This window comes from Embleya sp. NPDC050493 (assembly GCF_044458105.1).
Classification (GTDB): domain Bacteria; phylum Actinomycetota; class Actinomycetes; order Streptomycetales; family Streptomycetaceae; genus Embleya.
This window is the reverse complement of the sequence record NZ_JBITHP010000004.1, coordinates 144,281-171,025: the sequence shown is the minus strand read 5'-3', so window position 1 is coordinate 171,025 and position 26,745 is coordinate 144,281. Positions and strand designations below refer to the sequence as shown.

22 protein-coding genes and 1 pseudogene are annotated in these 26,745 nt (G+C 69.3%); 9 read left to right on the top strand and 14 right to left on the bottom strand.

Going from position 1 to position 26,745, the window contains the following annotated elements; genetic code table 11:
• Window positions 1–15 precede the first annotated feature (15 nt).
• Window positions 16–2,169 carry an ATP-binding protein gene (locus tag ACIBM5_RS10825; protein ID WP_396006512.1) on the top strand — a complete coding sequence of 718 codons (2,154 nt, stop codon included), beginning with the start codon at window positions 16–18 and terminating at the stop codon, window positions 2,167–2,169.
• An 8-nt stretch (window positions 2,170–2,177) separates the two neighbouring features.
• Here the strand turns inward: ACIBM5_RS10825 and ACIBM5_RS10820 are convergent, their stop codons facing one another.
• Together ACIBM5_RS10820 and ACIBM5_RS10815 are read right to left on the bottom strand one after the other, a co-directional pair.
• Window positions 2,178–2,522 carry a hypothetical protein gene (locus ACIBM5_RS10820; protein ID WP_396006511.1) on the bottom strand — a complete coding sequence of 115 codons (345 nt, stop codon included), beginning with the start codon at window positions 2,520–2,522 and terminating at the stop codon, window positions 2,178–2,180.
• A gap of 47 nt (window positions 2,523–2,569) precedes the next feature.
• The gene (locus tag ACIBM5_RS10815) at window positions 2,570–3,790 is read right to left on the bottom strand and encodes a hypothetical protein (RefSeq protein ID WP_396006510.1); all 1,221 of its coding nucleotides are present in this window, start codon (window positions 3,788–3,790) and stop codon (window positions 2,570–2,572) included.
• 303 nt (window positions 3,791–4,093) lie between these two features.
• Here ACIBM5_RS10815 and ACIBM5_RS10810 point away from each other — a divergent pair, with 303 nt between their 5' ends.
• Window positions 4,094–7,363, top strand: coding sequence for a BTAD domain-containing putative transcriptional regulator (locus ACIBM5_RS10810; RefSeq protein WP_396006509.1), 3,270 nt, complete (start codon window positions 4,094–4,096; stop codon window positions 7,361–7,363).
• 1 nt (window position 7,364) lies between these two features.
• Here ACIBM5_RS10810 and ACIBM5_RS10805 read toward each other — a convergent pair whose 3' ends face one another.
• Window positions 7,365–7,487 carry a hypothetical protein gene (locus ACIBM5_RS10805; protein WP_396006779.1) on the bottom strand — a complete coding sequence of 41 codons (123 nt, stop codon included), beginning with the start codon at window positions 7,485–7,487 and terminating at the stop codon, window positions 7,365–7,367.
• 533 nt (window positions 7,488–8,020) lie between these two features.
• Window positions 8,021–8,878, bottom strand: a pseudogene (locus tag ACIBM5_RS10800) (helix-turn-helix domain-containing protein); the annotation flags it as partial.
• Window positions 8,879–9,020: 142 nt separating this feature from the next.
• Here ACIBM5_RS10800 and ACIBM5_RS10795 point away from each other — a divergent pair.
• Window positions 9,021–9,233 carry a hypothetical protein gene (locus ACIBM5_RS10795; RefSeq protein ID WP_396006508.1) on the top strand — a complete coding sequence of 71 codons (213 nt, stop codon included), beginning with the start codon at window positions 9,021–9,023 and terminating at the stop codon, window positions 9,231–9,233.
• Between the two features lie 271 nt (window positions 9,234–9,504).
• On the opposite strand, the gene ACIBM5_RS10790 is transcribed toward ACIBM5_RS10795, so the two are convergent.
• The 3 genes from ACIBM5_RS10790 to ACIBM5_RS10780 all read right to left on the bottom strand — a co-directional run bounded on the left by ACIBM5_RS10790 (window position 9,505) and on the right by ACIBM5_RS10780 (window position 11,764).
• Window positions 9,505–9,726 carry a hypothetical protein gene (locus ACIBM5_RS10790; RefSeq protein ID WP_396006507.1) on the bottom strand — a complete coding sequence of 74 codons (222 nt, stop codon included), beginning with the start codon at window positions 9,724–9,726 and terminating at the stop codon, window positions 9,505–9,507.
• 225 nt (window positions 9,727–9,951) lie between these two features.
• Complete coding sequence (locus ACIBM5_RS10785; RefSeq protein WP_396006765.1) at window positions 9,952–10,785, bottom strand: RimK family alpha-L-glutamate ligase; 834 nt, start codon at window positions 10,783–10,785, stop codon at window positions 9,952–9,954.
• A 19-nt stretch (window positions 10,786–10,804) separates the two neighbouring features.
• Window positions 10,805–11,764, bottom strand: a complete 960-nt coding sequence (locus tag ACIBM5_RS10780; RefSeq protein WP_396006764.1) for a RimK family alpha-L-glutamate ligase — start codon at window positions 11,762–11,764, stop codon at window positions 10,805–10,807.
• Between the two features lie 1,184 nt (window positions 11,765–12,948).
• Between ACIBM5_RS10780 and ACIBM5_RS10775 the strand changes: the two genes are divergently transcribed.
• The 3 genes from ACIBM5_RS10775 (at window position 12,949) to ACIBM5_RS10765 (ending at window position 14,863) form a co-directional block, all read left to right on the top strand.
• Window positions 12,949–13,143, top strand: coding sequence for a hypothetical protein (locus ACIBM5_RS10775; protein WP_396006506.1), 195 nt, complete (start codon window positions 12,949–12,951; stop codon window positions 13,141–13,143).
• Window positions 13,144–13,260: 117 nt separating this feature from the next.
• The gene (locus ACIBM5_RS10770) at window positions 13,261–14,193 is read left to right on the top strand and encodes an SRPBCC family protein (protein WP_391584965.1); all 933 of its coding nucleotides are present in this window, start codon (window positions 13,261–13,263) and stop codon (window positions 14,191–14,193) included.
• The gene (locus ACIBM5_RS10765; RefSeq protein WP_396006505.1) at window positions 14,186–14,863 is read left to right on the top strand and encodes a class I SAM-dependent methyltransferase; all 678 of its coding nucleotides are present in this window, start codon (window positions 14,186–14,188) and stop codon (window positions 14,861–14,863) included. Before ACIBM5_RS10770 ends, ACIBM5_RS10765 begins: the two co-directional genes overlap by 8 nt.
• A 30-nt stretch (window positions 14,864–14,893) precedes the next feature.
• Here the strand turns inward: ACIBM5_RS10765 and ACIBM5_RS10760 are convergent, their stop codons facing one another.
• The 3 genes from ACIBM5_RS10760 to ACIBM5_RS10750 are packed head-to-tail and all read right to left on the bottom strand — an operon-like array spanning window position 14,894 to window position 18,781.
• Window positions 14,894–15,412 (bottom strand): hypothetical protein, encoded by a 519-nt coding sequence (locus ACIBM5_RS10760; protein ID WP_396006504.1) that lies wholly within the window; start codon window positions 15,410–15,412, stop codon window positions 14,894–14,896.
• Between the two features lie 41 nt (window positions 15,413–15,453).
• Window positions 15,454–17,310 (bottom strand): DEAD/DEAH box helicase, encoded by a 1,857-nt coding sequence (locus tag ACIBM5_RS10755; RefSeq protein ID WP_396006503.1) that lies wholly within the window; start codon window positions 17,308–17,310, stop codon window positions 15,454–15,456.
• Complete coding sequence (locus ACIBM5_RS10750; protein WP_396006502.1) at window positions 17,303–18,781, bottom strand: MFS transporter; 1,479 nt, start codon at window positions 18,779–18,781, stop codon at window positions 17,303–17,305. The genes ACIBM5_RS10755 and ACIBM5_RS10750 overlap by 8 nt, the downstream gene beginning before the upstream one ends.
• Before the next feature lie 103 nt (window positions 18,782–18,884).
• On the opposite strand from ACIBM5_RS10750, the gene ACIBM5_RS10745 reads away from it, so the two are divergent.
• The 3 genes from ACIBM5_RS10745 to ACIBM5_RS10735 all read left to right on the top strand — a co-directional run bounded on the left by ACIBM5_RS10745 (window position 18,885) and on the right by ACIBM5_RS10735 (window position 22,308).
• Window positions 18,885–19,388, top strand: coding sequence for a MarR family winged helix-turn-helix transcriptional regulator (locus ACIBM5_RS10745; protein WP_391584960.1), 504 nt, complete (start codon window positions 18,885–18,887; stop codon window positions 19,386–19,388).
• Between the two features lie 94 nt (window positions 19,389–19,482).
• Entirely contained in the window at window positions 19,483–20,670 is a 1,188-nt protein-coding gene (locus ACIBM5_RS10740; RefSeq protein ID WP_396006501.1) for a cytochrome P450, read from the top strand.
• An 18-nt stretch (window positions 20,671–20,688) separates the two neighbouring features.
• Window positions 20,689–22,308, top strand: a complete 1,620-nt coding sequence (locus tag ACIBM5_RS10735; RefSeq protein WP_396006500.1) for an FAD-binding oxidoreductase — start codon at window positions 20,689–20,691, stop codon at window positions 22,306–22,308.
• Window positions 22,309–22,566: 258 nt separating this feature from the next.
• On the opposite strand, the gene ACIBM5_RS10730 is transcribed toward ACIBM5_RS10735, so the two are convergent.
• From ACIBM5_RS10730 to ACIBM5_RS10715, 4 genes are all read right to left on the bottom strand, one after another.
• On the bottom strand, window positions 22,567–23,745 hold the full coding sequence (locus ACIBM5_RS10730; RefSeq protein WP_396006499.1) for an aromatic ring-hydroxylating dioxygenase subunit alpha: 1,179 nt from the start codon (window positions 23,743–23,745) through the stop codon (window positions 22,567–22,569).
• 29 nt (window positions 23,746–23,774) lie between these two features.
• The gene (locus tag ACIBM5_RS10725) at window positions 23,775–24,950 is read right to left on the bottom strand and encodes a hypothetical protein (protein ID WP_396006498.1); all 1,176 of its coding nucleotides are present in this window, start codon (window positions 24,948–24,950) and stop codon (window positions 23,775–23,777) included.
• On the bottom strand, window positions 24,947–25,285 hold the full coding sequence (locus ACIBM5_RS10720; RefSeq protein WP_391584955.1) for a muconolactone Delta-isomerase family protein: 339 nt from the start codon (window positions 25,283–25,285) through the stop codon (window positions 24,947–24,949). Before ACIBM5_RS10720 ends, ACIBM5_RS10725 begins: the two co-directional genes overlap by 4 nt.
• A gap of 151 nt (window positions 25,286–25,436) precedes the next feature.
• The gene (locus ACIBM5_RS10715) at window positions 25,437–26,699 is read right to left on the bottom strand and encodes an activator-dependent family glycosyltransferase (RefSeq protein WP_396006497.1); all 1,263 of its coding nucleotides are present in this window, start codon (window positions 26,697–26,699) and stop codon (window positions 25,437–25,439) included.
• Window positions 26,700–26,745: the final 46 nt, after the last annotated feature.

Sequence of the window (26,745 nt, the reverse complement as noted above, 5' to 3'; positions counted from 1 at the left end):
CGGACGGGGGCGCACGTGTCGGAGATCGACGACGGGCGCGCCGGCGGGCCGGTTCGTCCCTCGGATACGGGTCACAACGAACTCGGCGGCACCGTGTACGGCCCGAGTGTGCAGGCCCGGACCGTGCACGGCGGCATTCACTTCTCGGTACAGCGTCCGGACGTCGCGGTCGTGCCCTGGCAACTGCCGCCCGGGCCGCCGATGATCGCCCGGCTCCGCGAACTGGGCGAGTTGCGCCGCCTGCTCCGCGTCGACGGCGGCCCGATCGTGTTGCTCAGCGGCATGCCCGGAGTGGGCAAGACGACGCTGGCCCTCGCCGGACTGCGCGACCTGGGCGAGGAGTTCCCCGACGGCCGCTTGTACGCCGACCTGCGCGGGCACGGCGGTGGCCCGCCGGCGCAGTGGACCGAGATCGTCGGCGGCTTCTTGCGCGGACTCGGTGTGCCGGCGGGCGAGGTGCCGCGGGATCCCGGCGAACAGTTGGGCCTGTACCGGTCGTTGACCGCGCAGCGCCGGTTGGGCGTACTGCTGGACGACGCGGCCACCGCGGCCCAGGTCAGACCGCTGTTGCCGGCCGGTTCCAATGTGACGGTGGTGACCAGCCGCAGCAGGCTGTCCGGGCTGCTGGTGAACGGCGGCGTGCCGGTGCACCTCGAACCGCTCGATCGGCAGGCCGCGGTGGATCTCCTCGCGGCGACGATGAACGACCACCGGGTCGGCGAGGAGCCGGTCCAGGCCGGTGAGCTGGTCGACCTGTGCGCGCGACTCCCGCTCGCCGTCCAGGTGGCCGCGGCGCGGCTGGCGGCGCGGCCCAACCGGCCGATCACCACAATGGTGCGGGCGCTGGCCGACGAGCGGGGTCGGTTGGACGCGCTCGCGTTGGACGGGGACCACACCGTCCGGGCCGCGCTGGATGTCTCCTATCGGGATCTGCCCGAGGCCGCGGCCGTGCTCTACCGGGGGCTCGGGGTGCATCCCGGGCCGGACTTCGAGCCGATCGTCGCCACCGCCGTGCTCGGCGCCGGCGAGCACGGCGACCCCGATGCCGCGGAACTCGTGCTGGAGGCCCTCGTCGATCGCAACCTGCTCACCGAGGCCGCCGACGGACGCTATCGGTTCCACGATCTGATCCGACTGCACGCGATCGCCAAGATGTGCGAGCGCCCGGCCCCCGAGCGCGCCGAAGCGCTGCGCGCGATACTCGATCACTACCTCGCCACGGCCACCGGCGCGGAGGTGCTGCTCGAACCCCAGCACGCCTCACTGACGCGCACCTATGCCCGCGCCGACGTGCCGCGGGTGGAATTCGCCGATCAGAGCGCCGCATTGCTCTGGTTGGAGCGGCATCGGGTCACCCTGCTGGCCGCGATTCGCAGCGCCGCGGGCGCGCACCTTCCGGACGTCGCGTGGCAGTTGACCGATGCGCTGTGGCCGCTGTTCCTGCGCGGCAAGTACTTCGACGAGGCCCGCACGGCGCACGAGATCGGTCTGCGCGCGGCGCGCGAGTGTGCCGATCCGGCGGCCGAGTCGCGGATGTCGACCTCGGGGGGACTGTGCGAACTGAGCGCCGGCGGCCACGAAGCGGCGCTGCGGATGTTCACCGAGGCGAGCCGGGTGTGCGTGGATTCCGGGGACGCGGTCGGAGCCGCTCGCACCCGCAACTACACGGGTCTGGCGCTGCTTCGCCTGGGTCGACTGGACGAGGCGGCGGAGGCGTTCCGCGAGGCCGAGGAGCGGTGTCGGGCGCTGGGCGACGATCGCCCGGCCGCACTGGCCCGGTTCAATCGGGCGGACGTGGCGCTGCGCTCGGGACTGCCGGACCGGGCCGTGGAGTATGCCGAGGCGGCCCGGTCCGAACTGGTTCGGGTGGGCGACGAGTACAACGCCGCTCGGGCGCAGGCGCTGATCGGCCGCGCGCTGTCGGCTTCGGCCCGGTACGACGAGGCGGAGGTGCGGCTGAGCGCCGCCCTGGAGGTGCTTCGCCGGCACCGGGCCCGGGTGGAGGCGGCCCATGTGTTGTCCGCGCTGGCCGAATCGGCCGAGCGGCGCGAGCGCCTCGATCGGGCACGGGAGTTGTACGCCGAGGCCCTGGAGTCGTACGGCACGGTGCGGACCCCGGCGGCCGAGGTCGTTCGCGCGCGGCTGCGCGATCTCGGGCCGCCGGGGTGATCCGCGATTCAGCGCGGGGCCACCTCCCATACGGTCAATGCGTGCAGGATCGATGCGCAGACCGGCCACACCGCGGCGGTGTTCGTGCGCCGGGCCGCACCCGGTGCCGAGGAGCCGAGCCGCACCAGGGCCAGATCCGGCCCGCAGGCGATCACCGTGACCAGGGCGCCGGGATGCGCCGAGGCCAACTCGCGGTCCAGGTCGAGCAATCGGGTGCAGGATGGCGGGCCGTCCTCGGCAACCACCACCACGTCGGCCAACGCCGCGTCGCTACCGGGCAGTTCGGTCCGGGTGTGTTCGTCCAGGGTGACTCGGCCGTCGCCGGAACGGATCAGCACGGTGACCGAGAGCACGTCACGATCGACCGATCCCGCCTCCCCCGGGCATCCGGCGGGCCGCGTCATCGGAGCGGTCCGGGCAGATCGGCGACCCGGGCGAAGGGTCGGCTCGCAGGCGCCTTCAGCTTGAGGTGGCGGTACATCAGGCCGCGCGTGTTCCGCGCGAACGCACCCGGTTGGGAGGTGATCCGAGCGGCCACCCGGGCGTAGTCCGCCCGGCGGAACTCCTCCGGGATCCGTGCCAGTTGCGCGAGCATCGATCGGCGATGCCGGATCCGCGGCGCGAACTCGGCCAGCTCGCCCAGGGGCGAGGCCGGATCGATGTCCGCCTCCGGGTAGGTCGCCAGCGCCACCGGTGCCCCGGTGGCCGTTCCGTACAGACTCAGCGAGCCGTGGTCGCCGACCACGCAGTCCGCCGAGACCAGCACACCCCGCCAGTCGTCCTCCGGCGGGATCAGCGTCAGGCCCTCGCGCAACGAGTCGGCGAGCCAGGAGCGCACCTGCCAGCCGCCGTGCCCGCTCCACACGTTCGGATGCATCAGCGCCGTCACCCGGTAGGCGTCGCGAGGCAGTTCCGTGGTCATGCGATGCAACAGTTCGGGAGTGCGGCCGAGCAGCGAGTTGCCGCCCCAGGTCGAGGTGACCACGATGTGTCGTTGTCGGGCGCCGATCCGCAGCGCGTCGCGATAGCGCGCCCGATCCGGGCGACTCGCCACCAGGCAGTCGTAGTTGGGATCGCCGGCGACCACGGCCGCGGACACCGCCTCCGGGCAGGTCGTGCCGAGCCGGGTCAGCTCCTCGGTGTGCGCGAGCATGATGGTGGCCGGCACCAACCGGCCGTCCCGGATCAGCCATTGCGCGGACAGCCCGTAGGTGCCGCGGGCGGCCACCGCTCGCCCACGGCGCGGGGCGGAGACCAGTTTGTTGTGCCCCGCGCCGTGCGCCATCACCACCACCGGCGCGTTCAGTTCGTGCAAGCCACCGTGCCCGGCGGCCAACGCGAGGTCGAACCGCATGTCCACCGCGCGCTGCCACGGCAACGTGGTGGCCCCGAGCCGGTCCAGGAATTCCTCGACGCCCGCGGAGAACACGGTGGGCGCCATGGTGAAGAACACCTCTACGCGCAAATCCCCTTCCAGGAGCGAAACGGCCTCGATCAAGCGTTGGCCCGACGTGACGTTGTGCACCACGACGAGCACCCCTCGCACCGCCGATCGGGTCGTCCACCGCGCCGCGTCCGGTCGGACGGGTACGGGTCTCCTGTCGCCTGCCATGATCGTCATCCATGCCTCCATGAGCGTCGTCACCACCGGACGGGCCCCGTTCCCCCGTGGCCGGGCGGCTGGTTCGGCTGGTTCGGCTGGTTCTTCCGGTTCGGTCGGTTCGGTCGGTTCGGTCGGTTCGGTCGATACCGTGGATCGAGCCGATACCGTCGATACGGTGAATCACCGTCGACAACATGGACATCCCCGACTCACCGGATGAATTCCTTGCAGGCCCACTGCAATGACTCTGCAATGGCTCGGTGCACCCACGGCCAAGCGGAATGAGCCGTCACGCATAGGCGATTTCCGGTCGAATTGCGGGTGTCGCTTCTGGTGGCGCTGTGGCAGAACGTGCCACAGTGGTTGGACGACACCTCGGCACCGGGGGCGCGTCGGCCAGGAGAACTGGGGTGGGGGGATGACGCGGTGCTGTCGATCCATGTGCTGGGCCCGATGGAATTCTGGGTGGACGGCACACAGCACTCCTTGGGATCGGTCAAGGAACGGTGCGTGCTGGCCGTTCTGTTGAGCGCGGAAGGCGCCGCGGTCTCCACGGACACGATGATCAGTCGGGTGTGGGACGACGAGCCGCCGATCACCTCGGTCGAGACCCTGCGCAGCTACGTTTCCCGATTACGCAACCGACTGCGCGCCGCGGGCGACGGCGTGCGGTTGTCCTCGGATTCGCGGACCTATCGGCTGCTGGTCGATGCCGATGCGGTGGACTTCCGCCGCGTTCGCCGATTGTCCGAACAGGCCGGCGCCACCGAGGATCCGGCAGTGGCGGCCGACCTGTTGCGCGCGGCCGAACAACTGTGGCGCGGCCAGCCGTTCGCGGGGTTGCCGGGCCTGTGGCTGGAGTCCGTGCGAGGCAAGCTCAAGGAGCAGCGCAGACAGATCCGCGAGCGGCGCATCCACCTCGAACTCGGTCTGGGCCGCCATGCCGAAGTCGTGGGCGAGTTACGGGACCTGGCCGCGCGGCACCCCGTCGCCGAGCCGGTGGTGGCCGATTTGATGCTCGCGCTGTATCGGTGCGGGCGCTACAGCGAGGCACTGGAGACCTACCGGCGAACCCGGGCCCGACTGAGCACCGAGTTGGGCGCGGATCCGGGCCCGGACCTGCAGCGACTGCACACCCGATTGCTGCACCGCGACCCGGCGTTGTCGGTGCCCGCGCAGGCTCGTCGGGAACCACGGGTCCGGGCGCTGCCGGCGGGGCCGGCGCCCGCGACGGCGCCCGACACACTGTTGCGCGACACCCGCCACTTCATCGGCCGTACCGCCGAACTGGCCCGGCTGCTCCGCGAGGACGACATCGGTACCGCGCTGCCGATCACGGTCATTTCCGGTCTGGCCGGGGTGGGCAAGACCTGTCTGGCGATCCACGCCGCGCACCGGATGCGGGCGAGTTATCCCGACGGCCGGTTGTATCTGAACCTGCATGCCCACGACCCGCACGAGTCGCCGATCGAACCGACCGAGGCGCTCGGGTCGCTGCTGATCTCGATGGGCATGCCGGCGCAACACCTGGCGCTCACCCGGGACCTGCGGGCGGCGCAGTGGCGGCGGGAGATGGCCGACCGACGGGCGTTGATCGTGCTCGACGACGTCCGCGACGCCGCGCAGGTGCGCCTGCTGCTGCCGGGCAGCCCCAGTTGCCGGGTCCTGGTGACCAGCCGGCGCCGACTCACCGACCTCGAAGGCGCCGGCTCCCTGTCCCTGGACGTGCCCGACACCGCGGACGCCGCGGCGCTGTTCACCCGGATCGCGGAGGAGTCGCGCAGGCTGGACGACGCGGACCGCGCGCTGGTCGACGAGATCGTGAACCGATGCGGAAATCACCCGTTGGCGGTGCAACTCACGGCAAATCGTTTCCGCCATCGTGCCTGGCGAGTGCGCGATCTGGCCGCGCGCCTGGCCGAGGCAGCCCGGCGGCTGGACGTGATCGACGCGCCGCCGGGCATCTCGATGGCGTTCGACCTGTCCTACGCGGAGTTGGGACCGGCCGCCCGATCGGTCTTCCGCCGACTCGCCCTGCATCCCGGCCCCGACCCGTCCTGGCCCGCGGCGGTGGCGGTGTGTGGCCTGGGGGCTGACGAAACCCGACGCGGCATCGACGAGTTGGTGGAGGCGCATCTCCTGGACGAACCCGCCCACGACCGCTACCGCTTCCACGACCTGGTGCACGACTTCGCGCTCCACACGGCACACCGCGAGGAGCCGGATCGCGAACGCGCCGACGCGGTAGGGCGGGTACTCGACCTGTATCTGGATCTGGCCGATCAGGCCGACCGGCTCGCCTATCCGCACGGGCGACGCTCGGGGCTGGTACCGGTGCCCGCGCATCGGGCGCAGGCCCCGTTCACCACGGCCGAGGAGGCCGAGGAGTGGCTCGGCCGCGAACGCTCGAACCTGGTGGCCGCCACGCGACTGGCCGGCACCGAGTCGCCCGAGCACATCCGGTTCCTGCCGGAGGTGTTGACCCGGTCGCTGCTGCAATGGGGATCGTGGGAGATCGCGCGTGACCTGTACACCACCTCGCTGGCGGCGTGGCGCCGTGCCGGCACCCGCGAGCCCGGGGCGGAGACACATCTGCTGATCGAGCGCGCGTCGATCCAGTGGCGCCTGGGCGCGCACGAAGCGGCCTTCGCGGACGGGGCCGAGGCCCTGGCACTGGCCGAGGACGCCAAGGATCTGCGCGGCCAGGCCGAGGCACTCGCCGAACTCGGTGCCACGCACGTGCGCGCGGGCCGTTTCACGGCCGCGTTGCATCACCTGGATCGTGCGCTCGCGGTGCACCGCGAGATCGACAATCCACACGGTCGGGCCGGTATTCTGTTGCATCTCGCGGTCGCCCTCGGGCACCTGCGGAAATACGATCAGGCCACCAGCCGGTTGTTCACCGCACGGGATATCTACGAATCCCTGGGCGAGCGCCGCGAACTGGCCAAAATCCTCAACAATATCGGCGAATTATATTTCCTGCAGAACGACTTCGACAACGCGGAGCGGTACTACCTGGAATCCCTCGAGGTGGCCCGCCGCAGCAACAGCCGCGCCGAATTCGCGATACTCACGAACAATCTCGGCCAGGTTCTGCTGGCACGCGGGGATCCCGTCGGCGCACTGGAGCGCTACGCGCAGGCGCTGGACATCTACCGAGAGATCAGCGATCTGCGCTGCGAGGCCGACACGCAAATCAACAGCGGCCTGGCCCGGTTGGCGATGGGCGCTCCCCGCGAGGCGCTCTCGCACTTCGTCCAGGGCCGGGCGATCGCCGAGCGCATCGGCGACGTGCTGCACCGACAACGTGCCGCCGCCGGCTTCGCCCGGGCCCACCTCGACCTGGGCGATCCGGCGGGCGCCCGGGCCGCGTACCGCACGAGCGCCGAACTGGCCCACGAGATGGGCACCGAGCTGGAGGAAGCCCACGCGCTCGCCGGCCTGGCCCGGACCACCGAGACCCTCGACGGCGCCCTCGCCGCCCGCCCGTTCTGGTCGTCGGCACTGGCCCTCTACGAACGACTGGGCGCCGCCGAGGCCGAGGAGGCGCACAACGCGCTCGCCGACCCCGACGGCCCCGGAGGCTGACCTACACGAGACCGGGGAAGAACCAGGGGCCCACGGCTGCCCAGAACTCGCCGGCACCCATCATGAAGGTGGCCGGGAGGGCTTCCGGGCGACCGAGGAGCTCGAGCAACTGGTGTCCGAACATGGCTGCGCCTTTCGCAAACACTTGCAGGTTCCGCAAGAACTTTCGACTGAGCAGCACGCTATACCCGGAAGGTGATCTCCCGCATCTCCCGTCGCACCCTCGGTGAGCGGCACGTTCTGATGCGTGTAACACGCACTCGTCAATGTGCCCGGTTCATCCGATTGACGAGGCTCTGCGGGCGTTGACGTCAGCAACGTCGCGTTGCTCGGCGAAGATGAGATCCCTCCGACGATTGCCCTCAAGGCAGCATCCGCTTCCGCCGCCTGATCCAGTGAGCGCTTCAGTAACACCTTGACCGCGGTCAGCTGGTCACGGGCAGGGGGCCCAGGATTGAGTTCACTCTCTATGGCCATCAGCTGATGCACACACCGAGAGGCAGTTTCTTCGGCCACTTGCTTACGGCGTTCGTAGTCCTCCCAGGCTCGAATCAACCTTTGGCGAAAATCATCCTGTGAGTCGGCATCGGTTTTGTGGTCAATAGCCTTTCTCACTTCCAACCACTTTCGCTTCAATTCGCTGTGGCACTGCTGCGCGCCGAACGCCTCGAGTAGTTGCTCGACCACTCTCCAGCGCGGGAGATGGCGACCCGAGAATGCCCTACTCAGGCTGCTCACAGGAATATTTGTCGTTCGCGAAAGAGAACGATATGTGGGGCGACCGGCGCGCTCATGTAGTACGCGCAGTGCAATCGCGAACTCTTCGACGGTCCCACCAAGTGATTGTTCAGGCGTTGGAACCATGACATCAGTCATCGCAGCTGGCGGGCCTTGATGACCAGGCATCCGAGGAGGAGCTACTTCATCAGCCGATTTAGCTCCGGCGTAATGACGAGTCGCGCGCGCCGACTTAGTCAGTTGAGCAAGAGCACCGTTGGGATCTACGTGGACCCGCTTCATCTCTGGGTCGTAAGACGCCTTGAGCAAGTCCAGTTCTCTTTGAGCCTGTTTCAGTTCCTGACGGGTCGCCGCCAGTTCCGGGTCCACGGACTTGGGACCGGCCACACTGCCTGCACGTCGAAGATCGTTGTCGCATCCAGGACAAGTAGACGCAGATCGCGAAGTCTGTGCTTCCGCATAAGCATCACCACAGACTGCACAAAAGTGGCTACTCAGGCTCACATGGAGTTCCTCTTGGGTCTGGACCGCGACACGAAAACGTCGTTCCCGCCACTCCTTCTCAGGGCCACCGGCTGCTCTCACGAGCGCGACGAACACCGCATCGCTGGGTAGTCGTTGTCCACTCATTGCGCCGTAGATCGTGGACTTGGGGACGTCCGTGATCTGCGATACGCGCGCCACGGACAGCCCGGACGCCTTGATCAGCTCGCGGAGGTCGCGGACCAGTGCACCGAGGGGTGTGCTGTCGTCAATCGGCTTGGTTGGACGCCCCATGTCACCTCCCTGTGCGGCAAGCAGCTCGCAATTGTCTCGCGTTTTCTCTAGCATTGGAACACGCGCGATGGCCAGATGTGTTCCTGGTGCCTAGCTTGGCGCGCCCATCTCCTCCACCGGATCGAAGCTGCTGGGAGCCCTCATGGCCAGCCCGAACAAGCCCTCTCCCCTGATTGTCATCGTGGCCTTACTGCTCGCCTTGGTCGTCGGGATGGCTGCCTTCGGTATCGCCTGGGCTGCACACGAGCCCTGGCCGACGCGGCTCGGCTGGGCGGCCACCGCCTTCGTGCTCACCATCCCCATCACCTTCGAGATCCTGGACCGGCTTGGCGTGACCGGCCGCCCGAAGCCCTGATCGCACGTTACTCATGGGTTGCGTACCCCACGCCATCGCTCAAGTCTGACGGCCTTCGTCACGGAGGTCGTCAGGCTACTCAAGTTCAGATGCTGTCTCTCGCGTCTCAACCTGGTGGCTACGGCGCCGGCGGCACCCACAGCGGACGATCCAACAGCTCGACGTCGGACGGGGCGTTGCGCTTCCGGTCGGATGTGAATCAGTCGGTCGAGGTAAGCCGAACGCCGCTCGCCAGGGGGCAGGAGGCGATCCGCGGAAAGGCCAGGTCAGATTAAGCCAGGCGATCGCGCCGGCGATACGCGAGGTATTGCGGCTGCCTCGTCTCGATCTTGACTCCGTACTGGTTGACCCGGTCGACCTCGATGAAGAAGGCGTCCAGCTTGAGCGTCCGCTGACCGAATGACCACTGGCAGGACGGCTCAGCCAGGAGGGCGAGCAGGGTCGGGCCACCGGAGCGATCTACTTTCCGAAAGGTGACATACAGCTCGACCACGTCCAGGACGTATGCAACGGTCGGCTCGTACCGGGAAGAGGCGGATGAAGCCCCGAGCTGGTGGTCTGGGCCGCGTAGCTGACCCGCGATGCCCAGGGGGCGCTACCGCTCGTGGCACCCATACGTCACCGCGCTCTGTCTCTTGATCAGGCCAACGACAGTCACCAGGGCAGGGAAGGGGACACGCCGCGCTACCCACGACCTACGTTGCGGCTGGTGTCCGAACTACGACTCCCGGACCATCTCCAGCCTTTCGGCCTGATCCGACATCTCAGCCAATCGTGTCGGTGCGGCTGATTCGGCCAACGCCGCGAGTGCCTCCGGCGCTCCGCGCATCCCGCGCATGCCCGGGAACGCGTTGACGTCGATGATGGATGGGACGCCCTCCACCTCCAGGATGTCCACCCCGTAGACGTCCAGGCCGAAGGCGATGCCCACCCGGCGGGCCAGGGACGACCATCCGGTGGGGAGATCCTCCGGCGCGATCGGCTTGGTTTCCGCGGGGCCGTCGAGTGCGGTGCGGCGCAGGCCCGCGAAGACGTGACCGTCGACCACCCACAGTTTGTGGTCCCAGCCGCCGTTGTCGACGAACTCCTGGGCCACGATCGGTTCGTCCGGCCACTCCCGGGCCATCGTGCGCAGTGCGTCGAGGTCGTCGACCCGGGCGACCAGGTCGTGGCGACGGCTGTGTCGGCTCTTGACCATCAGCGGGAACACCGGATCGGTCGCGAGCAGCCGGGCGGGCGAGGCGAAAGCCGTGGTGGCCGGGAACGGCAGCCGGGCCGCCCAGGCGAGTTCGGCCATGCGTACCCGGTCCTGACAAGCACGGGTGGCCGCCGCGGAGTTCAGCACCCGAGCACCGTGTCGCTCGGCCCGCTCGGCGAACGCGAGCGCCTTGGCGGTACGCGCCTTGAGCAGGTAGACGTCGGCGCTGATCGGGTGTCGGTCGGTGACGGTGTCGGGGTCGAGCGCGCTCACCTCATGACGGGGCGTCAACAAGGCACGCGCGTCCGCCAGGAGCGGGTGGTCGGGACGATCGGTGACGAGGCAGATCCTCAGCACGTGCGCACGCGCCCCGTCAGCCGACGTACGCGGGCGGCGCGGCGTCGACGATCGCACCCGCACCGGCATGGGCGGGCGTGGCCACGGCCCTGGGGCGCAGCGGCGTACGGGCCGGAGCATTCGCGATCACGGCCACGTCGGCGGCCGGCGCCGTACCGACTCCCCGGTCGGCGGCGGCGAGGTCGAGCACCGCGCGGGCCACCCGGGCCACCCCGTCCGGCACGCAGCGGAAACTCGGGAAGTCGTTGATGTCCACGACCATCGGCCCGTCCGGTCCCTCGATGATGTCGACGCCGAACAGATCGAGCCCGAATGCCTCGCCGATCCGGTGCATCAGCGCAGCCGTTCCGCTCGGCAGCGGCACCCTGCTCTCCCGGACCGAATGCTCGGGATGCAGTGGCGAGCGCCGAACCGTCGCGTACAGTTCGCCCGAAACAGCGTAAACTTTCAGGTCATTGCCCATATTCGGGACATATACCTGGGCCAACAGCGGTCCCTCGCCAGTGAGTTCCGCGCCCAATCGGGCCAGTTCCTCGGGCGTGGACACCAGGTGCACGGCCCGTCCGGAACTGCCGCCGGCCGGCTTGACCACAAGCGGGTAGGAGGCCGCGGGAACAGCGGAGAGCAACTCCGGCACCGCGGCGAAGTAGGTGACCGGCATCGGCAGCCCGTGGGCGCGCGCGATCACCGCGGCCACCGCCTTGTCCCGGACGGATCGAATCGCCCGCGCGTCGTTGATCGTGGTGAGCCCGAGCGCCGCCGCGGCCTCCAACATGCTCAGCCCCGGCCCGCCGGAGACCGTCTTGAGCACCCAGGCATCGTGCGAGCCTGCCCGGATCAGGTCGGACAGTTCGATCAACGAGCTGCCGGGACGCACGATGTCGACGTGATGCCCCCAAGCGTCGAGCTGCCGGACCACATCGAGCGGCATGCCATCGAGGCGGTATTGCTCCTCAACGAGGAACGCCAAGGCCATTTTCATCCGATATCCCCCCGGGACGGCCGCCGTTCCCCCTCCGGCAGAACATTGACGGCACAGCATGCCACGCGCGCCGTGGACGACCGGCACACACCCCACCAAACTCCACGGTTGACCACCATCATGGGCCATTTGGGGGGCGATTCGTCATCGGGTCAAGAGTAGAGAGGAATCGGGTGCTCCGCTCGGGCGCCTGGCATAGAGCAGGTCAAGGCATGCACCGGCCCGGGCGGGCCGAGGAGGCGCCGGGCAGGCCGGGAAGGCGCCGGGCGAAGCGATCGAGCCCTCGGCCAAGCTCGGGGCGGGCCGTACGGGCAGCGCGAAACGCACCGCAGGCGGGCGGACACGGGGCCACCACGCGTGGTGCCCGGGTCGGGCGTCGGGCGTCGATGCGGCCCATCGCGCGGAACGCCCGGGTCGGGCCATGGGCGACGGGCGGGCACGGCGGACATCGGGCGGTTCCCTTTTCGGACGGCGCGCCGGCACAGGCATCCGGCCGGCACAGGCATCCGGCCGCACACAGGGCGCGGCCGAGGCCGCGTGGACGCGCCGGTGTCCCGCGCGTCGATCAACGTCCGATGCCCGTCCGATCAACGACCGCGCCCCGCGACCGCGGTCCCGGGGTCCGGCGGTCCACGCCGAGTCCCCATCGCCGTCAATAGGGCAGCGGACGCCCGGACGGTGTTCGCAAATCCGCCGGCGGCTGCGGCCGCGGGGAAACGGGGCGTTTGACGATCCTGATCCGCGTCATGGCCACGTCCTCCTGGTCGTCCCGGTCTCCGGCGCAGTCGCCGTGGTGCGCACGACGCGCACCGTCTGCTCCTTCGATACCCACCCGGAGCATCCGAACCCTCACCCGAAGCCGAACAACCCCTACATTCCCCCTCCCCCGACCCCGATTTCCCTTACCCGCCACCCCAATCGACCCCGGTCGACGCGAAATCGAACGCCTTCGCGGCCCTCCGGGACATCCCGTGTCATGTCTCGAAACACCCCGACAGTGCCAACTCGGCCATCGGCTGCCGTACTTCCGGCCCGCCCCGCCGCCCACCGGGGTCCGATCTCCGGGCCGCACCCGCAGCACGGCAACGCGATCCCGCCGGCAAACGGACCCGGGCGGTCGCGCATCGCCGCCGGCAGACTCGACCCCGGTGTCGGTCGACGCGTCCGTGGAGGCAGCCATGAACGAAGTGCAGGCCCGCTGGGCCATCCAGCGCTGGCAGGACACCGTCGGGGACCACCTGGACGTACGCCTGATCCCGGCCCCGGCCGACCCGTCCGCTCCCGACGGCGAGTGGCGCATCTACCTGCCGGGCGACCCCGCCACCCGCATCGACGTCACGGACGACGTCGTCGAGGCGATAGCGCCCGGCTGACGGTCGTCGGGGGGCGCGGCGGTTTTCCAGTGATGTTCCACGCGGATTCGAGCGGGGGCCGTGAGGCTCGGTGCTGGGAATGCTGTGCTGTCGCCGAATTGTGGAGGGGTATCAGACATGCCGATTGTGGGTGAGGGTGTCGTCCGGCATACCGCGGTGGTCGCCGCGCCGGCGAACGAGGTGTTCGATCTGCTCGCGGAGCTGCGCGAGTGGTCGCAATTCCATCGTCCTTCGGTGCATGCGCAGTCCTTGGGCGTCCGGGACGGAGCGGAGTCGTTCCGGCACTGGTGGGTGCTCGACGAGCACACGGTACGGACCTGGCAGGCGAGTTGGCGGTTCGACCGGGAAGCGCTGCGGATCGAGTACGAGTGGGAGCCGGCCGAGCCGCCGGCGGCCGGATCGCGCGGGGTGTGGACGTTTCGTCCGCTGTCCGCTTCGTCCACCGAGGTGACGGTGGATCAGGCGGCGCTCGGCGAGGGCGGATTCGACGCGGAGCGGGTCGACCGCGAGTCGGGCGAGTTCTTCGCGGGCCTGGTCGAGGCCGCCGAGCAGACGCCGGAGCAGCGGGATCTGGCGGTCGATTTCGAGGACCCGTTGTTCGTGGCGGGCTCGATCGACGACGCCTACGCCTATCTGTACGAGGCGGACAAGTGGCCGGAGCGGATTCCGCACGTTTCCCGGTTGGTGCTGGAGGAGCGCGTCCCGAACATCCAGTTCTTCGACATGGACACCGAGACCCCGGACGGTTCCGCGCATACCACTCGGTCGGTACGGGTCTGCCTGCCGGGCGAGTTGATCGTGTACAAGCAGATCCACCTGCCCAAGTTGTTGACCGGCCACACCGGTCACTGGCGGTTCACCCCCACGCGTGAGGGTTTCGTGCTCGCCGCCAGGCACACCGCGACGATCGATCCGTCCGCGCTGTCGATCCTGGGCCCGGGGACGTCGGTGCTGGACGCCCGCAAGTACCTGCGTCGGGTGCTCAGCGCGAACAGCATGTCGAACCTGCGGCTGGCGAAGGCATTTGCCGAGGAGCGCGCCGGTGTCTGAGCATGCGGAGGCCGGCCCCACCCGGGATCGCATCCTCGCCGGGACGGCGACGTACACGCGGCGCTGGTTGTCGCTGTACGACCTCGTGGTGCTCGGGGTCATCTGCCGATGGGTCTGGCGCTGCGATCGCGCCGAGATGTTGGCCGGGTACGACCGCAACATCGGTGCGCGGCACCTGGATCTGGGGCCGGGCACCGGGTTCTTCCTCGATCGTTGCCGGCACCGTTCGCCCAGTCCGCAGATCGCGTTGGTGGATCTGAATCCGACGGTGCTCACCAAGGCATCCACCCGGTTGCGACGGTTCGGGCCGGACACGTTCGAACGTGACGTGCTCTCCCCGTTCGAGCTCGACGGGAAGCGGTTCGACTCGGCGGGATTGAACTTCCTGTTGCACTGTCTTCCGGGTGGGATGGCGCACAAGGCGAAGGTGTTCGACCACGCACGCGCCCATGTGGTGCCCGGCGGCCGGATCTTCGGCAGCACCGTGTTGGCGACGGGTGTCGCGCACGGCAAGCGCGCGCGGAAGCTGTTGGACGAGCTCAACGAGAAGGGCACGTTCGACAACCGGGGCGATGCGCTGGCCGACCTGGAGGCCGAACTCTCCGCCAGGTTCACCGATTACCGGCTGACCGTGCGGGGCTCGGTGGCACTGTTCGAGGCCCGGGTGTAGCCGGCCGGCCGCGTGCGCTGCGCGCGGCGGTCAGTCTCCGTAGAAGCCCGCCACGTCGATGGCGGTGATCTCGATCCGGTCGGGATCGGGCGGTGTGGCGGGTTTCGCGCCCGAAGAGCGCAACTCGACGGCCAGTACCGGGCGTTCGTCCAGCTGTTGGGACAGCGCGTAGAGCGTGGTCAGCACGTGGACGCAGGGGCGTTGCCGGGTTCGGCATTCGCAGCCGGCGTCCAGGTCGGCCAGGGCCGGCGCGATGCCGACGTCGTGGTGTCTGAGATCCGCCTCCAGTGTGTCGGGCAGGTCTCCGGGCGCCAGTCCGCGGTGGTCGGCGAGGGCTTCGGCGATCAGCCGCTCGGCGTCCGCCTGTTCCCTGGCGGACCAGCGCGGCACATCGATCCGGACCCGGTGGGGTCGGCCGGACGTGACCACGGCGGCGTCGATCCGACCACCCTCGACGGTCAGCGTGACGGCGTGGTTGCGCGCGAGACTGCGCGCCTTCGGAAGGAGGGGGTTGGGTGCGGCCACCACGGTGGATTCCACCGTACGCATCCAGACTCGGCCCCAGGGGGTGGCTCCGAATTCGGCAGGCATCAGGTGAGGGCTCCGAGGTCGAGGTCGAGTACGGCGTGCAGTTGCTCGTCGGACAGGTCGGCCAGCGCGGCTTCGGTGTTGCCGGAGACGATGTCGGCCAATCCGCGTTTGGTGTCGTGCATCTGTGCGATGTGGTCTTCGATCGTGCCTCCGGTGACGAGGGTGTGGACGTTGAGGGTGCGGTCCTGGCCGATGCGGTGGGCCCGGTCGGTGGCCTGCTCCTCCACCGCGGGGTTCCACCAGCGGTCGTAGTGCATGACGTGGGTGGCGCGGGTGAGGTTGAGCCCGAATCCGGCGGCGCGCAGGCTCAGGAGCAGGACGGGTGGCGCGTCGTCGTCCTCCTGGAAGGCCCGAACGAGCCGGTCTCGCCGTTCGAGGGAGAGGCCACCGTGCAGGAACGGGATGCGCCCGGTGCCCAGGGTGGCGGACAGGGAACCGGAGAGCAGTTCGCCCATCGCCCGGTACTGGGTGAAGACGAGGGCACGGTCGCGCTCTTCGACGATTTCGGCCAGCATCTCCGTGGCCCGGTCGAACTTGCCGGAACGGCCGGGTGTCGCGGATTCCTCACGCAGAAACTGGGCGGGGTGATTACAGATCTGCTTGAGCGAGGTGAGCAGCGCCAGGATCCGGCCCCGCCGCCCGATGCCGCTGCCGAACCCGTCGGTGAAGGCCCGGTCGACGGCTTCCCGGTACAGCCGGGACTGCTCCTCGGTCACGGTACAGACGATCGTCGAGTACTGCTTGGCCGGCAGTTCGGTCGCCACCTCGGATTTGGTGCGACGGAGCAGCCGCGGCGCGACCAGCGCGTTCAGGGCCGCTGCCGCGGTCGCCGAGCGGCGTTGTTCGATGGGGGCCGCGAAGCGTTGTCGAAACCGGGCGCGGCTGCCCAGCAGGCCGGGGCTGGTGACGTTGAGGATCGACCAGAGTTCCTCGAGGTGGTTCTCCACCGGGGTGCCGGTCATGGCGATCCGGACCTCGGCGGACAGGCGATTGGCGGCCTTGCTGACGAGCGCGTCCGGATTCTTGATCTGCTGCGCCTCGTCGAAGATCGCCACGTCCCATTTGGTCTCCGTCAGAATGCCGTCCGTGCGGAGCATGGGATAGCTCGTGACGACCACGGATCCGGGCGGGAGGGAGTCCGGAAGGGTACGGCGCGATCCGTGATAGCCGATCACGGGGGTGTCCGGCGCGAAGCGGGCCAGTTCGCGTTGCCAGTTGCCGATCAGGGAGGTGGGGCAGACCACCAGGTGCGGGCCGGTGGGCGGGCGGGTGGCGAGCAGGCAGATCGCCTGCAGGGTCTTGCCCAGTCCCATCTCGTCGGCCAGGATCGCCCCGCCGCCGAGACCGGGCACGCTGCGGAGCCAGGCCACGCCGTGGATCTGGTAGGGGCGCAGCTCCGCCCGGATGCTCGTGGAGCGCAACGCGGTGTGGGTGGCCACCGTCTGTCGGAAGCGGCCGAGAAGAGCGGAGGCCGAGAAGATGGTGGTCTCCTGGAAGCCGAGGAGCGCGTGCGCGGCCGTGGGCATGCGCGCGCCCAGTTCCGCGAAGGCGTCGTCGGCGTCGTGCGGCAGGGTGGCGGCGACCCGCCAGGCCCGCATGGAGGCACCGATCGTCGGGCGGTCGGGGTCGAGGGCGGACAGGGCCGGCAGCGCGTCGTCGAGCTCCGCGAGTCGAACCGCGACGGTGGCCGGCAGCACCTGGTCCCCGTCGGGAAGGGCGAGGCGACAGGTGCTCGGACGGCCTTCGGGCAGCCCGTGTTCGCGCACGGCCGGTTCGAGGTCGGTGACACCCCACCAGGCCATCGCGCTCTCGGCGGGGACGAAGACGGCTTGCAGTCGTCCGGGCAACTCAGGCATTGACCACCTCGACGTCGGGTGCCGGGGCCGCAACCGGTCCACGCGGCAACAGGAAGCTACTGGCGAACGCAACCGCGAGCAGGCCCACTCCCAGCCACAACGAGGTCGCCATCGCACTGCCGTACCCGTCGGCGAGCTCGGCGGAGGTCTGCCCGACGCCCTTGAGTTCGGTGAAGAAGACGGTACCGATCACGGCCACACCGATCGAGGCGGCCAACTGGGTGACGGTGTTGTACAGGGCCGATCCCGATCCGGCGAACTCGATCGGCACATCGGTCAGGGTCAGTTGCATCAGCGGGGCCACGAGCATGCCCATGCCCGCGCCGCCGACCAGCACGCCCCAGAACATGTCCGTCCAGTCGGTGTCGGGGGTGGCGCCGCCGGCGGCGAGCGCGACCATGGCGAAGCCGATCGCCATCACGACCAGTCCGATCTGCGCGGTCATCCGGCCGATCCTGGGCAGGAGCACCGCCGCGGAGAGGGTGGCGAACACCGGAACCGCCACCGACCAGGGCAGCATCGTCAGACCCGCGCGCATCGGGCTCATGCCGATGCCGTTCTGGAGGAACAGCATGAAGACCAGGAAGAAGCCCATCGCGGGGACGAAGAACAGCAGTTGCAGGAGCAGGCCGCCCTGTACCGAGCGGAACCGGAACAGCGACATCTCCACCAGGGGGGACCCACCGCGACTGCCGACCCGCCGTTCGTAGAAGACGAAACCGACGAGTACGGCCACACCCGCCAGGATGGACCCGTACGTCCACGCCGGCCACGGGGTCTTGCCCGCCGAGTCGATCAGCGGATACAACACCAGGACCAGGCCCACCGACGCGAGGATCACGCCCGGCACGTCGATCCGGGCGGCGTGGGTCGCCCGACTTTCCGGGAGCAGTTTCCACGAGGCCACCACGACGAACAGGCCGAGCGGCACGTTCACCCAGAAGGCCATCCGCCAGCCGGACCCGGCCAGGTCCGACTTGAGCAGCAGCGGACCCAGGACGGGCCCCAGCGTCGCGGCGAGACCGGACAGCGACGAGTAGGCCGCCATCGGGCCGCCACGTTCGTTCGAGGCGTACATGATCTGGATCTGGGACAGGACCTGGGGAATCACCAGCGCGGCGAACAAGCCCTGCACCACTCGCCCGCCGACGAGCATTTCCGGTCCCACCGACAGGGCGCACAGGGCCGACGAGGCCGCGAAGCCCGCCATGCCGGCGATGAAGACGCGCTTGTGGCCGAGCATGTCGCCCAGCCGGGCGCCGCTGACGATGCCCACTGCCAGCACCAGGGTGTAACCCGCCTGCATCCACTGCAGCTGGGCCGGGCTCGCGTCCAGATCGGTTTGAATGGACGGGAGGATGACGTTGAGGACGGTGACACCGATGAGGTCGATGAACGTCGCGAGCAGGATGACGAGTAGGGCCAGGGTGCGGCCTCGGGTCGCCATCGGTGCGGGGGGCTCGATGGACAACACTTGCTCCTCGAATCGAACGCAATTATATTGCGCAGCACACTTGTTGTGCGGCGCACTTATTGTGCGACGCAATCTAGTGAGACGATCGGGTCGTGTCAACATGACGAAGAACCAGCAGGAAAACGCCGAAACCGACGCATCCAGAGAGGACCTCGCATCTCGGGTCATTACCGCGCTGCCGGAATGGATCACCCAGCTGATCCAGATCAACGGCTTGATCGCCGACCGCATGGGGGTCGTGGCGACCGACTTCCACTGTCTGCACGCGTTGCACCAGGACGGGCCGGCCACCTCCAGTGTCCTGGCCAGACGGGTGGGCCTCACTCCCGGCGCGGCGTCGCGGATGATCGACCGGCTCACCGAGGCCGGCTGCGTCAAGCGGGTTCCGGACCCCAACGACCGGCGACGGGTCGTCATCGAACCGACCATGGAGGGACTCGACCGGATCACGGCCTACTACGCGGGCCTGACCGCGCGCACCCGCGACGACCTGACGCCCTTCGACGACGACCAGCTCCGTACCCTGCTGCGTTTCGTCGAGGTGGCTCGCGACAGCGCGGCCGCGGAGGTCGACCGGCTGCGGTCCGCGCATCCCGACGGCTGAGCGCGTAAAGCGATCTTCCACCGAACTTCGAGAGGGATCCGATGGGATGCATCGGAACCTCCGTCTCCTTCCGCAACGCGAGGAGTGAAGCTCGATGGGTGGACCGCACATCTCCGAAGAGATGCAGGAACTGTTCACGCTGTTCCGGCACAAACGGCGCACCGAGCCGGTCGGCCTGGACGAGGAAACCGGGCGGTGGCGGGTCTTCCGCTTCGCCGACGCGATGACCGTCGCAACCGACGCGAACTCCTTCTCCAACGACCTCAGCGAGTTCATCCCGTACCACGAGGACCTGGCCACGTTCTCGAAGGGCAACTTCCAGAACATGGACCAGCCGCGCCACCGGGAACTGCGCGGCCTGGTCAGCCAGGGCTTCACGCCCCGCTTCGTCACCGGGCTGGCACCGCGGATCGAAGCGGTGGCGACCGAACTGCTCGACGCGATCGGCGACCGCGAGCGCATCGACCTGGTCGCCGATCTGGCACATCCCCTGCCGGTCACCGTCATCGCCGAGGTGATGGGCTTGCCGGTGTCCGACCGCGGGCTCTTCCGGAAGTGGGCGGACGCGCTGCTCGTGGACAACGGCATCGACGCCATCTTCAGCGAGGAGGGCGTGGCCGCGATGGCCCCGTCGATTCGCGAGATGAACGCGTACCTGCTCAACCACGTGCGCGAGTACCGCACTTCGGAGCGAGAGGGCCTGATCGCCGACCTGATCGCCGCCGAAACCGACGGCGTGACGCTGGACGATCAGGAGATCGTGGGCTTTCTCGCCCTGCTGCTGATCGCCGGCCACCTGACCACGAGCACGCTGTTGGGCAACGCGATCCTGTGCCTGGACGAAAACCCCGAGGCCGCGCGGCAGTTGCGCGAGGACCCGGCACTGATCCCGGCCATGATCGAGGAAGTGCTGCGCTACCGCTCACCGTTGGTGTGGCTGGACCGCAAGGCGCTTCGCACGGTGCACCTCGGAGGTCGGGACATACCCGCGGGCTCGCAGGTCAGCGTGGCGCTCCCGTCGGTCACCCGGGACGAGAGCGAATTCAAGAACCCGGACACGTTCGACATCCACCGCGACCCGATCCGGCATCTGTCCTTCGGCATGGGCGTGCACTTCTGTCTCGGCGCGCCGCTGGCCAGGCTGGAGGTCAAGATCGCGCTGCGCGCAATGTTGTCCCGCTACCGCGATTTCGAGGTGCCCGCCGGCGAGCGGCTCGTCTACCACGATCCGCGGGGCTTCCAGGGCGCCAAGGTGCTCCCGCTCGACCTGTTTCGCGCGTGAACCGGCCCGGAGCCTGCCATGACTGACGTATCCCGCAGAGGACTGCTGGCCGGAGGGGCGGGGCTGTACGCTCTCGCGACCGGCCTCTCGCCGGCCGAGGCCGCCGCGTCGCCGGCCGACTTCTCGACCCGGGCGTGCGCTCCGGTGTTCGGCCCGGTGGCGGTGGCCCCGGGCGACCCCCGCTACGCCGAATTGACCACCGCGGGGAACGCCCGGTTCCACTGCCGTCCCCGGGAGGTCCGGGTGGTCGGCTCGACCGCTCAGGTGGTGCGGGCGGTCCAGGACGCGGTGCGTACCGGCGCCAGGGTGGTGGCCCGCAGCGGCGGCCACTGTCTGGAGGACTTCGTCGACTCCCCCGCGACCCAGGTGCTCGTCGACCTGTCCGAGATGACCGCCGTGGGCTACGACGAACAACGCGCCGCCTTCGCCATCGAACCCGGTGCGCTGCTCGGCAACGTGTACCGCACCCTCCTCAAGGGCTGGGGTGTGACCATCCCCGCCGGGCAGACCTCGACCGTCGGCATCGGCGGGCACGTGCTCGGCGGCGGCTACGGCCCGCTGACCCGGCTGCACGGTTGCGTCGTGGACCACCTGTACGGCGTCGAGGTCGTCGTGGTGGACCGCTCGGGCACCGCCAAAAGCGTGGTTGCCACGCGTGAGCCCACCGACCCGAACCGGGAACTGTGGTGGGCGCACACCGGCTGCGGCGGCGGGAACTTCGGCATCGTCACCCGGTACTGGTTCCGCACCCCCGGGATCGACAGCCGCGACCCCGCCCGACTGCTGCCCGCCCCGCCCGCCGAGGTGCTGGACAGTTACGTGCAATGGTCGTGGCCACAGATGACGCCACAGTCCTTCCGGCGACTGCTGCGCAACCACGGACGCTGGCACGAACGGCACAACGAACCGGACGCACCGCACGCGGCCCTGTTCAGCATCATGACCGCCTTGCGCAAGCAGTCGGGTGTGTTCACCCTGAGCACCCAGATCGACGCCGGACTCCCGGGCGCCGAGGGGCTGTTGCGTGACTACCTGGCGGCGCTCGACGACGGGGTCGGGGTGCCGTACACGCACGACGTGCGCACCACACCGTGGCTGCGGTCGATGTTGTACCCTCGCGGGGGCGGCAACGTCTTCGGGTTGCGTGCCAAGTGCAAGGCGGCGTATCTGCGGAAGGCGTTCGCCGACTCCCAGATCGACGCCGTCTATCGCCGACTGGTGGACGAGAGCTACGACAACCCCGCCGCCGGTGTCCTGTTCGCCGCCTACGGCGGGAAGGTCTCGGCGGTGCCCCCCGATGCCACGGCCACGGCGCAGCGGAGCGCGGTCCTCAAGGCGTTCTATCTCGACACCTGGACCGATGCCGCGGCGGACGACCGGCACATCGCCTGGATCCGCGGGTTCTATCGGGACGTCTACGCCGACACGGGTGGCGTCCCGGTCCCCGGCGAGATCAACGACGGCTCCTACATCAACTACCCGGACACGGACCTGGCGGATCCGCGCTGGAACACCTCGGGCACGCCCTGGCACACCCTGTACTACAAGGACAACTACCCGCGGCTGCAACGGGCGAAGGCGCGTTGGGATCCGCGGAACGTCTTCCGGCACGGCCTGTCGATCCGGCCGCCGGACTGATCCGATCCCCGGATGCGGCCCCGGAGCCCGCGCCGGGACGGCCGCCTCGATGCGGCGCGGCCGCAGGCGGGCACGGTCGCCGGGGACGAGGACGAGTGGGCCCGTCCCCGGCGACCGCATCGGCCCGAGAACAGCGGTTCCGGTTCCCCCCGCGCACGCGGCGGGAACCGGAACCCGACATCTGCCCCGGCCGGCCGGTCCGCAAGGCCGTGTCCGGTGGATCCTGGTGGGGTCGCACCAGGATCCACCGGACCCGGCCTAGGCCGGGTCCGCCTCGGTCAGCGCGAAGGCCAGATTCCGGTAGAAGGCGAGGAGCCCGGGCTCCTTGGGGCTGAGGTGCCCGCGCTGGATGAAACGCGACCCGACCGTGCGCTGGACGGCTTCGAGACCGCGCCGGTCCTCGGCGTTGATCACGCCCGTGAATGCCTCGGTCTGCTTGCGGATCGCCTCCACGTCGGCGCCTTCGAGCGCCGCCGCCGGCATCAGCGTGCCGCCGCGTACCTCCGTCCGATCGAGGGAGAGCGGGATGAGGCTGATCCACGCGACGCTCTCGCCGAAGGTCGCGACGCTGCTGCACGGGAACAACCGGAAGCTGAAGAGGATCTTCTTCTCCTCGTCGGTCAACGGCAGGACGGACGTCTCCATCGGCACCTCCGTCCGGGTGAGCAGTCGCGTCATCAACGTCGAGTCGGCGCGCACCTCCATGTCGATGCCACCCGTCATGAGGGGCTTGACGGTATTCGGATGGAAGCCGATCGCGTGGTAGTTCTCGTGGCCGTTCTCCACCGCGATCTTCCAGTTGCACTTCCATTCCTCGGTCCACGAGACGACCTGGACCATCTCGTCGAGGCGGTAGTTGGCCAGGTCCCCTTCCACATCGGCCATCCAGCCGTCCAGGGGAGCGGCGCCGGCGTCGAGGTTGACGAACACCAGGCCGTGCCATTCCTCGACGGCGAAGCCGGGCAGCCGGCAGGCGGCGGGGTCGAAATCGGGGTTGCCGCGCATGTGGGTCGCGCCCGCGAGGGTGCCGTCGAGGTGGTAGCGCCACAGATGGTAGGGACAGGTGAAGTCCTTGGCGCTCCCGGCACCGGATTCCACCAGCGGCATCATCCGGTGCCGGCAGATCGGCGACATGCCGTGCAGCCGCCCGTCCTCGCCGCGCGTGACCATGACGGGTTCACCGGCGATGTCCAGCGCGAGGTAGTCGCCGGGATTCGCCAACTGGTCCCGGTGCGCCACCATGATCCACGAACTCCCGAAGATCCGGGCCCGTTCGGCTTCGTACAGTCGGGGCGAGGTGAACACCTGCGGCGGCAGCCCGATCGCGGGCGGGTCCGGCCGGAGGTACTCGCGTAATTGCGCCAGGAGTTCCGCGGTCGACGGATCCGACTCGACGTCGCCCGGCGTGCTCTCGTGCAAAGGCCGGCTCTGACCCATGCTGCTTCTCCCTCTGTCTCGGTCCGCCGTCAGTCCGCCGACGGAGGTATCGCGCCCAGGGCGATCCACGCCTCGTCGTCCATCCACCGAGGAATGCCGTCCTCCCCGTTGACGCCCTTCTCGATGAACGCGACGTTGCGATACACGCGCACTCCGACCACCGACTCCTCGGTCACGCTCGTCGGGTGCCCGGGATACGTCGCGTGCTCCCGGTGGTGGAGGTCGTCCAGCAGGCTCTTGACCAGCCCGACCGAGGTCTCCGGGCCGGCGACCTTGTCGGCGGTGCCGCCGAACCTCGGGAAGTAGGACGTCTGGAGGTCCTCGACGACGTACAGCCCGCCGCTGCGCACATAGGGGAACAGGGCCTCGAACGAGACGCGGACGTGCTCGTTCTCGTGGCTTCCGTCGTCGATGACGATGTCGAAGGGGCCGTGCTCGCGGGCGAGGGCGACCAGTCCGTCGGTGTCGCCCTGGTCCCCGGTCAATGCGGTCAGCCGGGGCTGGTTCAGCTCGGACTTGTCGAACAGGTCGAGTCCGAAGACCGTGCCGCGGTGGAAGTACTTCTTCCACATCTTCAGCGACGACCCACCCAATTCACCGGAGAATCCGCCGATGCCGATCTCCAGGATCCGCACCGGCCGGTCGCGGTACGGGGCGAACTCCTTCTCGTAGTGCGCCGTGTACCAGTGGAAGCTCGCCCACTTGTCCGAGCCGTACGCGACGGAGAGCGCGCCCAGGTCGATCCGCGGAACGGTGCAGCCGGACAGCAGTGCGCCGGAGGCCTGGTTGGTCGAGGCGAAGATCGCCGGCAGCTCGGTCAGGTCGGCGGGGCGGGTCGGCAGAAACGCGTCGTGGAAGTCGCCGGTGCGCGGGTGGTCCGCCCGCCCGTACAGTCGGCGCACCAGGTCCACCACGTTCATCCGCAGTTCTCGCCGGATCACCGGCTCCTCGCCGTCCAGGATCGCGATCGGCCGGTCCCGGACGATCCGGAAGACGGTCCGATGCCGCTCGCTCTCGTGCGTGACGTCCAGGGCGATGTCGACGGGCATCACGTTGATCGGCGCGTCGCAGCGGAACAGGATCTCATCGACGAGGACCCCGACGACGGCCCCGAGGCCGGCGTCCTTGACCACGGCGAAGATCTCCGCGTCGGGCGCGGTCCCCGCCTGGACGACGCGATCGAGCAGGGCGGTGTCGGCGGTCATGCGCGGCCTCCCGTGGAGTCGTCCCCGAACGGCTCGGCCCACTTGAGGAGGTAGGCCGCCGGGTCGAAGCTCCCGGGCTCGGCAAGCGGGATCACCTCGAAGCTCAGGTGCGGGCTGACCGGGTTGCCGTACAGCGCGGCCAGCAACTCCTCGTGCGAGTCGACGTCGTAGATGTTCAGGCCGCCGCCCGCACCGACCCGGACCCAGCTGTGCCGGATCACTCCCTTGTCCACCAGGTTCTTCGTGTAGGCGAAGCCTTCCGGCAACCGCCGTCGAAACTCCTCGCCTTCGCCCGCGGCAGGTGCTTGCGTCGCCAGTACGGCGAACAACGCCATCGCTCCTCCTCGTTCATGGGTACCGATGTCACGGGCGGCAGGACACGTCCCCGTGCTGTGCGAGGCGTTCGCCGCTCCGGCCAGCAAAAGCTATGGGAGCGAAATACAGGACGGATCGAACAGGACTCGAAGAGCCCCGGACGCACACCGGTCACCCGCGCGCTCCGCGGTGCCGGCCGACCAGTTCCGCGAGGGTGGGCACCACGTCGGCGGGGCTCGGCTCGGCCGCGATCACGGCCTGCAGGCGTCGGGCGTCCTCCCGGAAGGACGGCTTGGTCAGCAGTTGTTCCAGGCCGTCGCGCAGCCCGGCCGCCGTGAGTTCGTCCGGCGGCAGGAACAGGCCCGCGCCCAGATCCGCCAGCCGCCGGGCCCGATACACGTTGTCCCACATCCCGGCGATCACCAGTTGCGGCACCCCGGACGCCGCGGCGGTCGACCAGGTGCCGGCACCGCCGTGGTGTATCGCCGCCGAGCAACCGGGCAGCAGCGCGTGCAGCGGCACGAAGTCCACGACGCGAGTGTTGTCCGGCACCCGCGTCACCTCGGCGCGCTGCGCCGCGTCGAGCGTCGCGACGACCTCGATGTCGAGGTCGGAAACCGCTTCGAACACCTCGTCGAGCGACACCGGATTCGGATGGTCGGTGTCTCGCGAGGTGATCCCCAGGGTCAGACAGACCCGCGGTCGTCGCGGCGGCTCGCGCAGCCACGCCGGCACCACCGCCCGGCCGTTGTACGGGACATAGCGCATCGGGACGGTCGGCCGACCCGACGGCAGCCGGACGCCGGGCGGCATCTGGTCGATGTTCCACTGGCCGACCACCACCTCCTCGTCGAAGGCGCAGCCGAAGCGGTCGAGAGTCCAGGTCAACCACTCCTCCAGCGAGTCGTCGTGCGACTCCGCCGGCAGCAGCTCCATCCGCTGCCGAAACGCCGTCCGCATCCGCAGGAACAGATCCGGTCCCCAGAGCAGCCGCGCGTGCGCGGCCCCGCAGGCTCGCGCGGCCACCGCGCCCGCGAAGGTGAACGGCTCCCAGATCACCAGATCCGGCTGCCAGTACCGGGCGAAGTCGACCAGTTCGTCCACCATCGAGTCGTTGTTGGCCTGCGCGTAGAACGTCGCGGTGAGCAGCGTGTTGGCGCCCTTGAGTGCGACGTAGTCGTCGCCGCGTTCCCCGGTGAAGTCGATGTCGCGGTAGAAGGTGTCGAGTTCGGCACCGAGGTCGCGGACGAGTTCGTGGTGGACGTGGTCGGTGCCCACCAGCACAGCGGTCAACCCGGCCCGGGTGATGCTCTCGGTCAGCGCCGGATGGCTCGCCACCCGGACCTCGTGCCCGGCCGCGCGCAGTGCCCACGCCAACGGGACCGCGCCGTTGAAGTGTGCTTCGACGGCGAGCGATGTGATCAGTACACGCATGGTGCAGGACCTTCCAGAGGGGGGTGGCTCGCTGCGGGGGTGCGCA

Excerpts from the sequence above, each read along its gene's own strand:
- ACIBM5_RS10715 (WP_396006497.1), bottom strand. The coding sequence starts at position 26,699 with ATGCGTGTACTGATCACATCGCTCGCCGTCGAAGCACACTTCAACGGC.
- ACIBM5_RS10775 (WP_396006506.1), top strand. The coding sequence starts at position 12,949 with ATGAACGAAGTGCAGGCCCGCTGGGCCATCCAGCGCTGGCAGGACACC.
- ACIBM5_RS10770 (WP_391584965.1), top strand. The coding sequence starts at position 13,261 with ATGCCGATTGTGGGTGAGGGTGTCGTCCGGCATACCGCGGTGGTCGCC.
- ACIBM5_RS10780 (WP_396006764.1), bottom strand. The coding sequence starts at position 11,764 with ATGGCCTTGGCGTTCCTCGTTGAGGAGCAATACCGCCTCGATGGCATG.
- ACIBM5_RS10815 (WP_396006510.1), bottom strand. The coding sequence starts at position 3,790 with ATGACGATCATGGCAGGCGACAGGAGACCCGTACCCGTCCGACCGGAC.
- ACIBM5_RS10760 (WP_396006504.1), bottom strand. The coding sequence starts at position 15,412 with ATGCGTACGGTGGAATCCACCGTGGTGGCCGCACCCAACCCCCTCCTT.
- ACIBM5_RS10730 (WP_396006499.1), bottom strand. The coding sequence starts at position 23,745 with ATGGGTCAGAGCCGGCCTTTGCACGAGAGCACGCCGGGCGACGTCGAG.
- ACIBM5_RS10805 (WP_396006779.1), bottom strand. The coding sequence starts at position 7,487 with ATGTTCGGACACCAGTTGCTCGAGCTCCTCGGTCGCCCGGAAGCCCTC.
- ACIBM5_RS10795 (WP_396006508.1), top strand. The coding sequence starts at position 9,021 with ATGGCCAGCCCGAACAAGCCCTCTCCCCTGATTGTCATCGTGGCCTTA.
- ACIBM5_RS10740 (WP_396006501.1), top strand. The coding sequence starts at position 19,483 with ATGGGTGGACCGCACATCTCCGAAGAGATGCAGGAACTGTTCACGCTG.
- ACIBM5_RS10755 (WP_396006503.1), bottom strand. The coding sequence starts at position 17,310 with ATGCCTGAGTTGCCCGGACGACTGCAAGCCGTCTTCGTCCCCGCCGAG.
- ACIBM5_RS10745 (WP_391584960.1), top strand. The coding sequence starts at position 18,885 with ATGACGAAGAACCAGCAGGAAAACGCCGAAACCGACGCATCCAGAGAG.
- ACIBM5_RS10735 (WP_396006500.1), top strand. The coding sequence starts at position 20,689 with ATGACTGACGTATCCCGCAGAGGACTGCTGGCCGGAGGGGCGGGGCTG.
- ACIBM5_RS10725 (WP_396006498.1), bottom strand. The coding sequence starts at position 24,950 with ATGACCGCCGACACCGCCCTGCTCGATCGCGTCGTCCAGGCGGGGACC.
- ACIBM5_RS10720 (WP_391584955.1), bottom strand. The coding sequence starts at position 25,285 with ATGGCGTTGTTCGCCGTACTGGCGACGCAAGCACCTGCCGCGGGCGAA.